The following is a 14,274-nucleotide window of genomic DNA, read 5'->3' on the forward strand; positions in this document are numbered from 1 at the left end:
CCGCCATGCAAAACGGAAGACCCGGGACCGCCCGGGAGTGCTTCCGAGATAGGAAACGATACATGTTCAACGAAGTTAAGAAATCCATCCAGTGGGGCGAGGAAACGCTGACACTGGAAACCGGCAAGGTTGCCCGTCAGGCTGACGGATCGGTCATCGCCACCTATGGCGAAACCTCCGTCATGGCCAACGTGACCTTCGCCAAGGAGATGAAGCCGGGGCAGGACTTTTTCCCGCTGACCGTGCACTACAACGAGAAATACTATGCCGCCGGTAAGATCCCGGGCGGCTTCTTCAAGCGCGAGGCGCGGCCGACCGAAAAGGAAACGCTGACCTCCCGCCTGATCGACCGGCCGATCCGTCCGCTCTTCGTCGACGGGTTCAAGAACGAGGTGCTGGTGATCTGCACCGTTCTGTCCCACGACCTCGTCAACGATCCCGATATCGTGGCGATGATCGCGGCCTCTGCCGCGCTGACGATCTCTGGCGCGCCCTTCATGGGCCCGATCGCCGGGTGCCGCGTGGGCTACGAGGATGGCGACTACATCCTGAACCCAGAGCTTGACGATATGTCCCAGCTCCGCACCAAACCGGACCAACGGCTCGACCTCGTCGTGGCGGGGACCAAGGACGCGGTCATGATGGTCGAATCCGAGGCCTATGAGCTGACCGAGGAAGAGATGCTCGGCGCCGTCACCTTCGCGCACGAACAGATCCAGCCGGTGATCGACCTGATCATCGACCTGGCCGAAGACGCCGCGAACGAACCGTTCGACTTCCAGGCGCCCGACTATTCCGACCTCTACGCCGCGATCAAGGCGGCGGGCGAAGACAAGGTCCGCGCCGCCTACACGATCCAGGACAAGCAGGAACGTGTGGCCGCCCAAAACGCCGCCCGCGACCACATCATCGAAAGCCTGACTGAAGAGCAGCGCGAAGACCCCAACCTCGTCTCCGCGATCAAAAAGCTCGAGGCGTCGGTCCTGCGCGGTGATGTCGTCAAGACCGGCAAGCGCCTGGATGGACGTGCACTGGATCAGGTCCGGCCCATCGTCGCCGAAACCGGCCTGCTGCCGCGGACCCACGGCTCGGCGCTTTTTACCCGCGGCGAGACGCAGGGCCTTGTCGTCACGACGCTCGGCACCGGCGACGACGAGCAGATGATCGACGCGCTGGAAGGGACCTACCGGTCGAACTTCCTGCTGCACTACAACTTCCCGCCTTACTCGGTCGGCGAAGTCGGCCGCTTCGGCCCTCCGGGACGGCGCGAGATCGGCCACGGCAAGCTCGCCTGGCGCGCGCTGCAGGCTGTCCTGCCCGCCCAGACCGACTTCCCCTACACCATCCGAATCGTCTCCGAGATCACGGAATCGAACGGCTCCTCCTCAATGGCCTCCGTCTGTGGCGGGTCGCTGTCGATGATGGATGCGGGCGTCCCGCTGAAATCGGCCGTCGCCGGTGTCGCGATGGGCCTGATCCTCGAAGATGACGGCTCCTACGCGGTCCTGACCGACATCCTCGGCGACGAGGATCACCTCGGCGACATGGACTTCAAGGTCGCGGGCACCGAAAACGGCATCACCTCGCTCCAGATGGACATCAAGGTCGCCGGGATCACGCCCGAGATCATGGAAAAGGCGCTGGCCCAGGCCAAGGAAGGCCGGATGCACATCCTCGGCGAGATGAACAAGGCGCTGAGCGAGACCAAGGGCTTCTCCGAACACGCCCCCCGGATCGAGACGATGCAGGTCCCGACCGACAAGATCCGCGAAGTCATCGGATCGGGCGGCAAGGTCATCCGCGAAATCGTGGAGACGTCGGGTGCCAAGGTCGACATTAACGACGACGGCATCATCAAGATCGCCTCGTCCGATGCCGAGGCCATCAAGAAGGCACACGACATGATCTATTCGATCGTGGCCGAGCCGGAAGAGGGTCAGGTCTACAAGGGCACGGTCGTCAAGATCGTCGATTTCGGCGCCTTCGTGAACTTCTTCGGAAAGCGCGACGGCCTGGTCCATGTCAGCCAGATCGAGAACCGCCGCCTGAACCATCCGTCGGATGTTCTGAAGGAAGGCCAGGAGGTCTACGTCAAGCTCCTCGGCTTCGACGACCGTGGCAAGGTTCGCCTGTCGATGAAGGTCGTCGATCAGGAGACCGGCGAGGAAGCGAAGAAAGAGGAAGAGACGGCCGAGTAAGGACGCTTTTCACTATTCGTTTCGGAAGGCCCCGTCATTCGGCGGGGCCTTTTTTGTCTCCAGCAGACGATCATCTCACTGGAGACAAGCCATCTTGATGCGAGCCGGCCCGCATCAAAGCGGTTTGTCGCTACAGATCTGCACTTCACTCGCAACAAACTTGTTTGTTGTGAACCCGCTTGATACAAGGTTGTTTATGTCACACGAGCAGATAATTACTATCAACAACACAACATATGACTGCAGCAATGCAGCCACCTACCACTACGGGGCATTTCCGCCGTCAGATATTCCTCTCGATACCATTCTTCCGCCCCTCACAGCCGCGCTGCAACAGCTCACGCGATACGACGAAAAGCTCCAATACATTCCTAACTCCGAACTGCTGCTCGCGCCCCTCCGCCAGCGCGACGCGGTCGTCTCGTCCCGGATGGAAGGCACGATCTCTACGCTGGAAGAGGTTCTGCGCCTCGAAGCCAGCGAAAGCGCCCGGCGGACCGAAGGCACCGCCCGTGACGACACGTTGGAGGTCGCACTTTATGCGCGCGCGCTGCGCCAGGCCGAAGGCGCCATTTCGGAGGGGTACCACCTGTCTGAACACCTGATCCGTTCTGCCCACCGAACCATGCTCAGCTACGGCCGCGGTGCCGAAAAGCATCCTGGCGACTACAAGACCCAGCAGAACTACATCGGCGACCGGCGCCAGAAGCGGGTCGATTTCATACCGATTTCGCCCGCACATCTCGGCACGGGGATGGCCGCGTTGACCTCCTTCATCCGCGACGATACCCGCCATCCTCTTCTGAAAACCGCCATCGCCCATGCTGAGTTCGAGGCGCTGCACCCATTCGAGGACGGCAACGGGCGGATCGGGCGGATGCTGATCCCGCTGATGCTGTGGGAAGGCGGCGTCCTCAGTGCACCGCATTTCTTCGTCAGCGACTACTTCGAACGCGAGAAGGACAGCTACATCGACCGGTTGCGCGAGGTCTCTGCCTCCGGCGACTGGGCAGGCTGGTGCGTCTTCTTCCTGACGGCGCTCGAGGCGCAGGCGCAGACGAATATCGACGTGGTCCTGCAGGTGCAGGCCCACTACGAAGAAATGAAGCAGAGGTTTCGCGACGCTCTGCGGTCGCAATACTACAGCGCCGCGCTCGACTACATGTTCGCGAACCCGGTCTTCTGGAACAACCACTTCGTGGAAAGCGCAGACGGCCCGGCCTCGACGCTCAGGAATTTCACGCCGCGCCTGGTGGAGGACGGGCTTCTCACGACGCTGGTCAAACCCTCGGGCCGGGCGCCGGGGCTTTATGCGCTGTCGTCCCTCCTTGAGATCCTCGACGCCGATTGACGTAAGGGCGCAACAGACCGCGCACCGCGGAAACGGGCAGGATTTCGCTGAAATCTTCCGTGTGTTAACCTGAACGTCAGAAAAACCCGGCCATCAATGAGCCAGGATAAGTACGTTATTGAGGCAACCATGATCGACCGTCGCAGCGTCCTTGCAGGCGCGTCTGCACTGCTTTGCGCCCCCTCCATCGTCACCGCCAATCCGGCCCCCGCCAACCGTCTGCCCCGCCGCTTTCGCATGCGCGAAGTCGACGTGAACCCGGCCCTTCCGGCGGGCGTCCTGATCGTCAAACAATCAGAGTTTCACCTCTACTGGACGCTCGGCGACGGCCGCGCCTTGCGCTACGGCATCGCGCTGGGGGCCGAGGGGCGCAATTTCTTCGGCGATGCCGTGATCGCGCGCAAGGCGGAATGGCCCAGCTGGAGGCCGACCCAGAACATGATCCGGCTCGAACCCAACCTTTACGGCCCTTACAGGGACGGCCTGCCCGGTGGCCATCCGATGAACCCGATGGGCTCGGCCGCGCTCTATATGTACGTGAACGGGCGGGATACCTTCTACCGCGTCCACGGCACGCCCTTCCCGCAAATGATCGGCCAAGGCTGGTCGTCGGGCTGCGTCAAACTTCGCAATGACGACATGGACGATCTTTACCGGCGTGTCCCGGTGGGCACGCGGATCAGCATCCAGGTCTGAAGGCAACTTAAACGACTGGTTCGGCGTTCTGGCAGCGATAGAATGGAATCGCTGCCAGGCTAAAGGACGAACCGATGCTGTCTCGCCGTACCTTCCTGACCGGGGCCGCTGCGGCGGCCTCCACCTTTGTCATCCCGCGCGCGGCCGAGGCGGCGTGGCAACTGCCCGAGCTCTACCGGGCCCAGATCGTGCCCGTCCGCTCCAATTTCGGGCTGCGCCCGGGCGAAATCCACATCGTCCAGAGCGACTTCTTCCTCTACTACATCCTGCCGGGCGACCGCGCCGTCCGCTACGGCATCGCGGTGGGTGAGGACGGTCGCCAGTTCCGCGGCAGCGCCTATGTCGGCCGTAAGGTAGAATGGCCCAGCTGGACGCCGACCGCCAACATGATCGCCCGCGAACCCGAAAAATACGCACAGTTTGCCGCCGGAATGCCCGGCGGCCCGGCCAACCCGCTGGGCGCCCGCGCGCTCTACCTCTACCGGAACGGTCGCGACACGCTCTACCGCATCCACGGAACCCCCGAACCCTGGAGCATCGGTCACGCCGTTTCCTCCGGGTGCATCCGCATGGTCAACAGTCACGCCGCCGACCTCTACAAGCGGGCACCCATCGGCACGCGGGTCTTCACTTCCCGGAGCTGAGGACCGGGCTACCTGTTTCCTACGCAAAAGGGGAGACAGGGCACATGCAGCGCAAGAAAGCCTCCGACTTCGATCAGCGAATCCTCGAAATCTTCGACGGCTACGTCCATGGCAGGATCTCGAAACGCGAATTCATGTCATCCGCAGGAAGATACGCCGCTGCTGGCGTGACCGGTGCGATGCTGCTGGAACAGCTCTCGCCCAACTACGCGCTCGCCCAGCAGGTCGCGCCCGACGATCCGGCAATCGACACAGAGAGTGCCGAATATGAAAGCCCCGAGGGACACGGCACGATCCGCGGCCTCATGGCCCGCCCCGCCGGCGCCTCCGGCCCCTTGCCCGCCGTCCTCGTCATCCACGAGAACCGCGGCCTGAACCCGTATATCGAGGATGTCGTCCGCCGCACCGCCAAGGCGGGCTACCTCGCCTTCGGGCCGGACGGGCTCACCCCGCTCGGCGGTTATCCCGGCACGGATGAGGAGGGGCGCGAGATGCAGCGCCAGCTCGACAGCGCAATGCTGATGGAGGATTTCTTCGCCGCTTACGAATTCCTGCGCGATCACGACGACAGCACCGGCCGGGTCGGCTGCGTCGGGTTCTGCTATGGCGGCGGCGTCTGCAACGCGCTGGCCGTCGCCTATCCCGAACTGGGCGCGTCGGTTCCCTTCTACGGCCGCCAGCCCGCGGCAGAGGATGTGCCGCAGATCGAGGCCCCGCTGATGATCCACTATGCAGGCCTCGACGACCGCATCAACGAAGGGTGGCAGGCCTATTCCGACGCCCTGCGCGCCAATCACAAGGAATTCAGCGTCCACTTCTATCCGGACGTGAACCACGGTTTCCACAACGACACGACGCCGCGCTACGACGAAGCGGCGGCGATGCTGGCCTGGGACCGCACGCTCGCCTTCTTCGAGGATCACCTGCAGTGAAAACGGGCCCCGCAGGGCCCGCCTTCCTCAAAGCTTGGTCGTGCGCAGATAGGGCAGCTTCGTCTCGAACGCGCCGAACTTGGCCTTGGCGTCTTCGTCGCTGACCGTCGCCGGGATGATCACATCCTGCCCGACCTCCCAGTTGGCGGGCGTCGCCACACCTTCGCGGCTGCTGGTCTGCAGCCCGTCGAGCGCGCGCAGCACCTCGGCAAAGTTGCGCCCCACGGTCATCGGATAGGTCATCGTCAGCTTCAGCTGCTTGTCCGGCCCGATGATGTAGACCGCCCGCACCGTCGCGCTGTCCGCAGGCGTCCGGCCATCGGGCAGCACGTATTCGGCGGGCAGCATGTCAAACATCTTGGACACTTCCAGCTTGTCGTCGGCAATGATCGGAAAGCCCGGCTCGGCCCCGCCATAGGTCTTGATGTCTTCCTTCCAGCGCGTGTGATCCTCGGCGCTGTCCACGCTGATGCCGATGACCTTTGTCCCGCGCTTCTCCCACTCGTCCTTCAGCTGCGCGACCGCACCGAACTCGGTCGTGCAGACGGGGGTAAAGTCCTTGGGATGCGAAAACAGGATCGCCCAGCTGTCGCCGATCCAATCGTGGAACCGGATCTCGCCCTGATCGGTCATCGCGGTGAAATCGGGAACGGTATCGTTGATGCGCAGCGCCATAGCCCTTGCTCCTTCTGGCTGAGTCCCGCTCTACATACGCCTCGCGCGGGCCCTGTTCCACACCCCGCCCGCGGGTCGGATCGCCAGAAGGGCCGCCAACAGGGCCACGACGGCCAGCATCACCGCGAACAGGCCAAAGACCGCCGGCAGCCCGCCCGCCACCGGCACCAGCGACTGGCTGAGGATGGGCGAGACAAACTGCCCCGAAAAGACCGACGCCGTCAGCCCGCCCGACAGCCGCCCGCGGATATGCTCCGGCGCCGCGCCCAGAAGCGTCGTCGTCAGCGTCGGAAAGATCAGGCCCATCCCGATGCCGATGCCGATCATCGCCGCCATGACCATCCCGTAGGACGTACTGACCCAGATCACGGCGTAGGACACAGCCATCAGCCCAAAGCTCACCCCCATGAACCCCGCAAACGGCAACCGCCCGGCGAAGCGGCCATAGGCGAGCGATGCGACTGAACTGAAGAGCATCGCCATCCCGATCGCCAGCCCAGCCCGGCTTGCCTCCGGGATGCCCAGCGCCGTCTGCAGCAGGAACGGCAGCTGCGTCGGCACCATGTAGAAGGCGACCATGGCGAAGAAGGCCGCGCCGTAGATCACCGGCACGATCAGCGGAATGCGCCCGGACCCGTCGGTAGGGGCCGAAAGTCGTTCCCGCACCGGCTCCGTCAGGAAGGCCAGCACCATGGGGATCATGATCAGCGAGGCGCCATAGATCGCAAACGGTGCCCGCCAGTCGAGATCGGCCAGAAATCCGCCGCTCGACACGAAGACCAGCCCGCCCAGGCCCATGAACGCCGCCTGCTGCCCGAGATACCGCGCCCGCTCTGCCCCCGCGAAGTAGTCTCCGGCCAGCGTCGTCACCGTCGGCATCATCAGCCCGACCGAGATGCCGAGGAAGGCCCGCCCGACCAAAAGCGCCGGGATGCTGTCGAGGATCAGCCCCGACATGCCCGACAGCGCGAATAGGACCGCCCCCGTCAGCAGAACCCTGAGCCGTCCGAACCGGTCGATCACCCAGCCCGAAAGCGGCGCGGTGATCGCGATGAAAAGCGCAGGCAAAGTCAGGAGCAGGCGCGCCAGAACCTCGATATTCTCGACATCCGCGAACTGATCCCGAATGGCGGGCAGAGACGGAGAAATCGTTGCCGCCGACATCACCGTCAGAGAGGCGCCGAACAGCAGCGTGAGTTTCAGCCCGGCGGCGCGCATGTCCATCTCCGTCAAGTGCGATTGTCTGGATGTAGGGCGCCCCGCAGGGCCTGACATCACGCCTCAGCACATAGCGGGATCTGCGATGGCGGGTAGCTCCGCGCTCAGACGACGGCCTGTTCCGCCGCGTCGAAGAAATGCGTGTCGGCGGGCGCGAACCCCATCCCGATCCGCTGCCCGGGCGACAGGTCCGTATCCCCCAGCAGCCGCACCGTCACCTGCCCCAGAGGCCCCGCATCGGCAATCACGAAGGTATCGGCGCCCAGATATTCCAGCACGTCAATCGTCGCGTCGCATTGCCCCTGCCCCTCGGGCAGCACCTCGATATGCTCGGGCCGGATGCCGACCCGCACCGCCTCGTGGTCGCCGGGAAACGGCCCCGTGCGCCCGCCGTCGAGCGAGAACTCCCCGCCCGAGGTCCGGCACGGCATCACGTTCATTTTCGGGCTGCCGATGAACTGCGCGACGAACAGGTTCGCCGGGTTCTCATACAGGTCCCGCGGCGTGCCCACCTGCGCAATCCGCCCCGCCTCAAGCACGACGATCCGGTCGGCCAGCGTCATCGCCTCCACCTGGTCATGCGTCACATAGATCATCGTGGCCTGCAGCGTCTGGTGCAGCTTGGCGATCTCGTAGCGCATCTCGACCCGCAGCGCCGCGTCGAGGTTCGACAACGGCTCATCGAACAGGAACGCCGTCGGATCGCGCACGATCGACCGCCCGATCGCCACCCGCTGCCGCTGACCGCCCGACAGGGCCTTGGGCCGCCGGTCGAGCAGCGCATCCAGCTTCAGGATCCGCGCGGCCTCGTCCACCTTGGCGTCGATCTCGGCCTTCGGCGCACCGGCGGTCTTCAGCGAGAACCCCATATTGTCGCGCACCGACATATGGGGGTAGAGCGCGTAGCTCTGAAACACCATCGTCAGCCCGCGCTTGGACGGCGGGTCGGGCGTCACGTCGCGCCCGTCGATCAGCATCCGCCCGCGCGAGGTCTCTTCCAGCCCGCCGATCATGCGCAGAAGTGTCGACTTCCCGCAGCCCGACGGCCCGACGAACACGACGAATTCCCCATCTGCAATCTCCAGGTCGACCCCCTTGATCACCTGCACATCGCCAAACCATTTCTCGACACTGTCGAGCGTGATCGCGCCCATCACTCCCTCCCTGCCCAGGCCAGCCAGATCGCCGCCGTCCACGTGAACCGCCCGCCGCCCGCCGGCGCCCCGTTAAGCGGGTCGAAATATTCGGCAAAGCCGTGGTCCTCGATCAGGGCGCGGGTGGTCGCCTTGACCCGCCGCGCCTGCTCCTCGTGCCCGCATTGCGACAGGCCCAGGCCGATCAGCGTGTTCATGATTCCCCAGATGGGCCCGCGCCAATACCGCTTGGAATCGAACTTCGCTCCGTCCGGATCGTAGCTTGCCACGCCGTAGCGCGCCTTGCTCATCACCCGGTCAAGCTGGCGCAGCATCTCGGGCCGGTCGACACCGCCATACCAGCACAGGAACGACGCGTTCGACAGGCTCTCGCCCCAGCCGCCATGCACCGCGTCGCGCGAATCGTAGCAGCCAAGCTCCTCGTTCCAGAGCGTCTCTGCCCCATCTTCCAGAACCCTGGTCCAGTCCGCGATCTCGTCGGTCGGATGCCCGACCTCCGCCGCCAGCGCTTCCAGATCGCGATTGGCGCGCAGCAGGATGAAGGTCATCCCCGGATCGGCGACGCGGAACGGCGGATCCTCGGCCATCTTCGCATCGTCCCAACCCAGCCTCCGCCCCCGCTGGACCAGCCAGATATAGCGGTCGTAATCTTCCTTGGTGGGCCGCATGGAGGCATCCACATGCGCCGTGTCCCGCCGCTGGTATTCGCCCACGCCGACGGGATCGATCCGCGCCATCGCGTTGTCCCAATCAGGCGCGTTGTCCCGTCCCGCCTCCCACGGATGGGTGATGAAGACGGCGCCCCGATCGGTGCGCCACGCCATGAACCAGCGATGCCAGTCGGCAAGTTGGGGGACCAGCCGCTCGATATGGGCGCGCCCGGCCTCGGGGTCCTGTTCCCAGATCTTGCGGATGAAGGTCGCGGCGACGGGTGGCTGGCTGATGCCGGAGGACGGCACCGGCCCGTCGCAGCCCCAGACATCGGGGCCGGGAAAGTATCCCGGATCGGGCCGGTGAAACAGGATGTGCGGCACCATCCCCGACGGCCACTGGCCGGTGAACAGCGTCTCGACCTCCTCCCACGCACGCGGGATGTCGAAGGTCGAAAAGCCCCAGGCGGCGAACATGCTGTCCCAGTTCCACTGGTAGGGATAAAGCCCTGCGGTCGGCACCGTGTAGCCGCCCTTGTCATTGCCATGGAGGATCGCCTTCGCGGCGGAATCGAGCGGTTCAGACATGGTTGGTCATCCAGCTTTGGTACTTTGCGGAAAGGGCAGCGCCCGACCCGCGCCCCACGGGGCGGGCGCTGCCCGGCGGTGCCGCCGGGCGGGGCAGCTGCATTGTGCCACTAAGGAACGTCATCCCTTCACCGACCCCGCCGTCAGCCCCTTGGTCATGAACCGCTCCAGCCCCAAAAACAGCACCATCACCGGCACCGTCGCGATCACCGCGCCCGCCATCAGGTGCTGGCGCGGCACCTCGGACGAATTCAGCATCGCCACCCCGCGGGTCAGCGTGAATTTCGACGGATCGTCGAGCAGCATGAAGGCCAGCAGGAACTCGTTCCACGCGATCATGAACACGTAAAGCGACACCGACGCCATCGCGGGCAGCGACAGCGGCAAGGTGATCTTCCAGATCACCGCCAGCCGGGACAGGCCGTCCATAAGGCCCGCCTCTTCGATCTCCGCTGGCAGTCCGCGGAAGTAGCCCTGCAGCATGTACAAAGCGACCGGGATCGTCGTGACGGGATAGATCATCACGATCCCGATGATCGAATTCCGCAGCCCCGTCATCGAAAACGCGATGTAGATGGGCAGGGCCAGCACGATCATCGGCACCATATAGATCAGCAGGATCGAGCGGGAAAACGCCGTCCGCCCCCTGAACCGCAGACGCGCCACCGCATAGGCCCCCGGCACGCTGAAGAGCAGCGTCAGCACCACCGTCGCCACCGAGACGACGAAGCTCGTCATCAGGTAGCTTCCGAAGTTGAAATCGGTGAAGAGCTCGGAATAGCTGCGGAACAGCGCCCAGCCCTGGCTCAGGTCGATCGTGAAGTCGAGCGGGTTCTGAAGCAGCTGTTGCTGGTTCTTCAGGCTCGTCATCACCATCACGTAGAAGGGGATCGCGACGATGGCGGTGAAGAAGATGTAGCCGAACCCGGTCAAAAACCGGATCACCGCCTCTTCGAATTCGTGCCGCGTCGCCGCGCCGAAGGGCATGTCGCGCAGGATCCGCTCCAGCGGCCAGGCGGTCGCCACGCCAAAGATCACCCAGGCCGCGATAACGGTCGTGAGCCCCGTCCCCTCGGCGCCCACGATCGCGGGCTGCAGCAGCCAGAACACCCCGATCAGCAGCACCGCCAGCACAACCCCCGGCACGATCCGCGCCACAGCGCTCCGCCCCCCGTCGGGCAACCAGACAAAGCCCAGCCACGCGCCGAAGGCCAAAGACGGCAGCACCTTCGGCGCCACGCCTTCGCCCGTGGCAAAGGACACGACCGTGCAGGTGACCACCGCCATCGTCAGCGCCCAAAGCGCCCCGATCAGCGGCCCCGCGACATAGCCGAACTGCAGAAACGTCGCCCAGCCCCCGTGCCGTTCGGCCGCCGAAACCGGCCCGACCGCCTCCGGCGCGCTCATAGCCCTTCCTCCCGGCTGACGTATTTGAAGAAGGCGAACGAGAACGCCAGCAGGCAGCAGAAGATGACCACCGCCACGGCCGCCCCCGCCCCGATATTCGACACCGCAAAGGCCTGCTCATAGACGTTCACGGTCAGCGTCCGCGTGCCCGCATTGCCACCGGTCAGCAGGAAGATGTCGTCGAACTTGTTAAAGGTCCAGATGAAGCGCAGCAGGAACAGGACGCTCAGGATCCCCAGAAGCTGCGGCAGCGACAGATACCAGAACTTCTGGAACGGGCTGGCCCCGTCCATATCCGCCGCCTCGTACATATCGGTGTCGATCGACTGCATCCGCGCGAGGATGAACAGGAACGACAGCGGGAAATAGCGCCAGATCTCAAACACCGTGACCATGATCAGCGCCAGCGGCCGCTCGCCAAAGAAATTGATCGCGCCGTCCGTTACGCCCATCTGGATCAGCAGCGCATTGGCCGAGCCCGAAAACGGATCGAACAGCGTCACCCAGGTGAAGGCCACCGCGATCACGGGCGCCACATAGGGGAAGAGGTAAAGCCCCCGCAAAATCCCCTGCCCCTTGAACGACTTGTTCAGAAGCATCGCGGCGAACAGCCCCATGACCAGCGCACCGATCGTGCCGAAGACGGTGTAGAAGATCGTGACCCACATCACCTCGACGAACTCGTCGCTGTCGAAGACGCGGGCGAAATTCTCCAGCGTGAACTCGCTGCTCGTCAGCACGTTCTCGCTCCGCCCGGTCATTTCGGGCGGCGTGTCGTCGGGGTCGATCCCGGCATCCAGGAAGGCCTGCGTGACCGTCACCGGGATCTCGACCTCGTCCCGCTGGCCGCCTTCCAGATCGCCGAAGTCGCAGGTCAGCCGCCGCCCGTCCAACTGGCACGGCGCGGGAACCTCCCCGATCTCCAGCCCCTCGGGGATCACATCGGTCAGCGTCACGCCCAGGATCGGGCTGTCCTGGCTGGAATTGCGCAGCCGGTACTGGATCTCGCCCGCATCGCCGGGCGCCTCTGGCCGCCCCCGCAGCGCCTCCCGCACGACCGGCGCGGGCGCCCGCAGATCGGCCAGGCCCACCGGTTTGAAGCTGATCCAGAAGATCGACAGAAGCGGCAGGATCACGACCAGCGACACGATCGCGATCGTCGGAAACAGCATGCCCCAGGCGAGCCGCGCCTCACGCCGCGCCAAGGGCCCTGTGCCTTTAGGTGGATCCACCGATGTCATCGCCAGCCTCCCCGGCTAGGTCATCGGGCGGCGGCCTCCCGTCCGCCGCCCGGGAAACAAGGGCCTACTCGATCGCGGCAAGCTCCTCGTTCATCTCGGTCACCGCATCCTCGGCGCTGATCTGGCCGTCGATGAACTCCCGCACGACGCGGTTGATGACCTGGCTGTTGACGATCTTCGAGGCGAGCGCGAGTTGCCCGTCCTCGACACCCCAGCGCTGGGCCACGTTCAGCCCGCCGACGATCTCGTCGATCATCGCAGCCTCATAGAGGTCGCCCAGCGGCGCCTTGCGGTCGACACCCACGGGCAACTCCGCCCAGGCATTCACGAAGGCTTCCGGATCGTCCGCATTGCCGCGCCGGACCGGGAACTTGCCCTCAGGCGCGATGGCCAACGTCGAGGTATAGCCCTCGTCCATCGAGAAGCGCACGAAATCCTGCGCCGCCTCGATATCCGCATCCGCCGTGATCCCGAAATACCGGATGTCGGCCCAAGCCGCGCCGTCCGGGTTCGACGGCCCGGCAAAGTTCGTGACGATCCCGGTGCGCGAGGCCAGCTCGGGTGAGGTCGGATCGTCATTGATCGTCGGTGGCGCGCTGTCGCGCAGACCGGCAAGTTCATCCAGGATGAAGGGCGACCAGATGATCATCGCCGCGTCGCCCGCGAAATAAAGCGTCCGCGACTGGTCCCAGTACAGCTCGCCCGGCGGGCTGGCCTCGGCGATCGCCTTGTAGAATTCCAGCACCTCGACGGTCGGGCCCGTCTCGAACCCGGTGAAGCCGTCCGCGCCCACCGGCGTCGCGCCGTTGGCAAGGAAGACATGTTCCAGCACCTGGCTCATGAAGTTCTCGTCCACCTTGGTCGCGGCGACGAAGCCGAACATCTCGGGCGGGTTGTGCAGTGCCTCGACCGCGGCCAGGACGTTCTCGAAGGTCGTGGGCGGCTCCAGCCCGTTCTCCTCGAAGAGGTCCTTGCGATAGACGATCATCTGCGTCCAGCCGTCGACCGGCACGCTGGCATAGCCATCCTCGGTCGCCGCCATGGCCAGCGCCCCCGGGGCAAAGGTGTCCGCACCCAGATCCTCGATCACCTCCGTCGCCAACTCCGCGTCGAGGATGCCGGCCTCGACCCAGGGCAGCGCATATTGCAGCGGGTGGTAGATCACGTCGGGCAGATCGCCCGCGGCGAAGGCCGCCGTCGCCCGCGTGCCCAGCTCGCTTTCCGTCACCGGGATGACCTCGACGGCGATCCCCGTCTCGGCCTCGAACGCGCCCGCCATCTCCTGCTGGCGCGCCAGCCGCTCGGGCTGCTCTTCCGTCGTCCAGAACCTGATATCGGCCATCGCCGCCGTCGCGCCGAAGACCAGCGCCATCGCTGTCGCCGCCATCAATCCGCCAGTCTGCTTGATCATGTGCAAGGTCATACGGGTCCTCCCTGTTCCTCTCGAACAGATGTGCGGATTTGACCTTTCATCCGCATATCCGGGGAGGCCGCCATGGCGGAACCGTGCAGCAACGCCA

General features: G+C 64.8%; 12 protein-coding genes. 5 read left to right on the forward strand and 7 right to left on the reverse strand.

What is annotated here, in order from left to right:
* The first annotated feature begins 62 nt into the window (after positions 1-62).
* The 5 genes from pnp (at position 63) to yghX (ending at position 5,821) form a co-directional block, all read left to right on the forward strand.
* Positions 63-2,198 (forward strand): polyribonucleotide nucleotidyltransferase, encoded by a 2,136-nt coding sequence (gene pnp / locus AADZ90_RS02275; RefSeq protein WP_367309384.1) that lies wholly within the window; start codon positions 63-65, stop codon positions 2,196-2,198.
* A gap of 196 nt (positions 2,199-2,394) precedes the next feature.
* Positions 2,395-3,549: a Fic family protein gene (locus AADZ90_RS02280; protein ID WP_367309383.1), complete on the forward strand. Its 1,155-nt coding sequence runs from the start codon at positions 2,395-2,397 to the stop codon at positions 3,547-3,549.
* 129 nt (positions 3,550-3,678) lie between these two features.
* Positions 3,679-4,245, forward strand: coding sequence for a L,D-transpeptidase (locus AADZ90_RS02285; RefSeq protein WP_411996920.1), 567 nt, complete (start codon positions 3,679-3,681; stop codon positions 4,243-4,245).
* Between the two features lie 74 nt (positions 4,246-4,319).
* A complete protein-coding gene (locus tag AADZ90_RS02290) occupies positions 4,320-4,889 on the forward strand; it encodes a L,D-transpeptidase (protein ID WP_367309381.1) in 570 nt (189 codons plus the stop codon).
* Between the two features lie 44 nt (positions 4,890-4,933).
* Entirely contained in the window at positions 4,934-5,821 is an 888-nt protein-coding gene (gene yghX / locus AADZ90_RS02295; RefSeq protein WP_367309380.1) for a YghX family hydrolase, read from the forward strand.
* Between the two features lie 27 nt (positions 5,822-5,848).
* On the opposite strand, the gene AADZ90_RS02300 is transcribed toward yghX, so the two are convergent.
* The 7 genes from AADZ90_RS02300 to AADZ90_RS02330 form a co-directional block, all read right to left on the reverse strand.
* Positions 5,849-6,496 (reverse strand): peroxiredoxin, encoded by a 648-nt coding sequence (locus tag AADZ90_RS02300; RefSeq protein ID WP_367309379.1) that lies wholly within the window; start codon positions 6,494-6,496, stop codon positions 5,849-5,851.
* A 30-nt stretch (positions 6,497-6,526) separates the two neighbouring features.
* Positions 6,527-7,714 (reverse strand): MFS transporter, encoded by a 1,188-nt coding sequence (locus tag AADZ90_RS02305; protein WP_367309378.1) that lies wholly within the window; start codon positions 7,712-7,714, stop codon positions 6,527-6,529.
* Between the two features lie 104 nt (positions 7,715-7,818).
* Positions 7,819-8,868 (reverse strand): ABC transporter ATP-binding protein, encoded by a 1,050-nt coding sequence (locus AADZ90_RS02310; protein ID WP_367309377.1) that lies wholly within the window; start codon positions 8,866-8,868, stop codon positions 7,819-7,821.
* Positions 8,868-10,106 (reverse strand): MGH1-like glycoside hydrolase domain-containing protein, encoded by a 1,239-nt coding sequence (locus tag AADZ90_RS02315; protein ID WP_367309376.1) that lies wholly within the window; start codon positions 10,104-10,106, stop codon positions 8,868-8,870. Before AADZ90_RS02315 ends, AADZ90_RS02310 begins: the two co-directional genes overlap by 1 nt.
* Positions 10,107-10,226: 120 nt before the next feature.
* The gene (locus tag AADZ90_RS02320; protein WP_411996921.1) at positions 10,227-11,513 is read right to left on the reverse strand and encodes a carbohydrate ABC transporter permease; all 1,287 of its coding nucleotides are present in this window, start codon (positions 11,511-11,513) and stop codon (positions 10,227-10,229) included.
* A complete protein-coding gene (locus AADZ90_RS02325) occupies positions 11,510-12,754 on the reverse strand; it encodes a carbohydrate ABC transporter permease (protein ID WP_367309374.1) in 1,245 nt (414 codons plus the stop codon). The genes AADZ90_RS02320 and AADZ90_RS02325 overlap by 4 nt, the downstream gene beginning before the upstream one ends.
* A gap of 64 nt (positions 12,755-12,818) precedes the next feature.
* Complete coding sequence (locus AADZ90_RS02330) at positions 12,819-14,177, reverse strand: ABC transporter substrate-binding protein (RefSeq protein WP_411996922.1); 1,359 nt, start codon at positions 14,175-14,177, stop codon at positions 12,819-12,821.
* Positions 14,178-14,274 lie beyond the last annotated feature (97 nt).

This window comes from Aestuariibius violaceus, assembly GCF_040779325.2.
Lineage (GTDB): Bacteria > Pseudomonadota > Alphaproteobacteria > Rhodobacterales > Rhodobacteraceae > Aestuariibius > Aestuariibius violaceus.

Excerpts from the sequence above, each read along its gene's own strand:
- AADZ90_RS02315 (WP_367309376.1), bottom strand. The coding sequence starts at position 10,106 with ATGTCTGAACCGCTCGATTCCGCCGCGAAGGCGATCCTCCATGGCAAT.
- AADZ90_RS02330 (WP_411996922.1), bottom strand. The coding sequence starts at position 14,177 with ATGACCTTGCACATGATCAAGCAGACTGGCGGATTGATGGCGGCGACA.
- AADZ90_RS02320 (WP_411996921.1), bottom strand. The coding sequence starts at position 11,513 with ATGAGCGCGCCGGAGGCGGTCGGGCCGGTTTCGGCGGCCGAACGGCAC.
- AADZ90_RS02305 (WP_367309378.1), bottom strand. The coding sequence starts at position 7,714 with ATGCGCGCCGCCGGGCTGAAACTCACGCTGCTGTTCGGCGCCTCTCTG.
- AADZ90_RS02300 (WP_367309379.1), bottom strand. The coding sequence starts at position 6,496 with ATGGCGCTGCGCATCAACGATACCGTTCCCGATTTCACCGCGATGACC.
- AADZ90_RS02280 (WP_367309383.1), top strand. The coding sequence starts at position 2,395 with ATGTCACACGAGCAGATAATTACTATCAACAACACAACATATGACTGC.
- yghX (WP_367309380.1), top strand. The coding sequence starts at position 4,934 with ATGCAGCGCAAGAAAGCCTCCGACTTCGATCAGCGAATCCTCGAAATC.
- AADZ90_RS02310 (WP_367309377.1), bottom strand. The coding sequence starts at position 8,868 with ATGGGCGCGATCACGCTCGACAGTGTCGAGAAATGGTTTGGCGATGTG.
- pnp (WP_367309384.1), top strand. The coding sequence starts at position 63 with ATGTTCAACGAAGTTAAGAAATCCATCCAGTGGGGCGAGGAAACGCTG.
- AADZ90_RS02290 (WP_367309381.1), top strand. The coding sequence starts at position 4,320 with ATGCTGTCTCGCCGTACCTTCCTGACCGGGGCCGCTGCGGCGGCCTCC.
- AADZ90_RS02285 (WP_411996920.1), top strand. The coding sequence starts at position 3,679 with ATGATCGACCGTCGCAGCGTCCTTGCAGGCGCGTCTGCACTGCTTTGC.
- AADZ90_RS02325 (WP_367309374.1), bottom strand. The coding sequence starts at position 12,754 with ATGACATCGGTGGATCCACCTAAAGGCACAGGGCCCTTGGCGCGGCGT.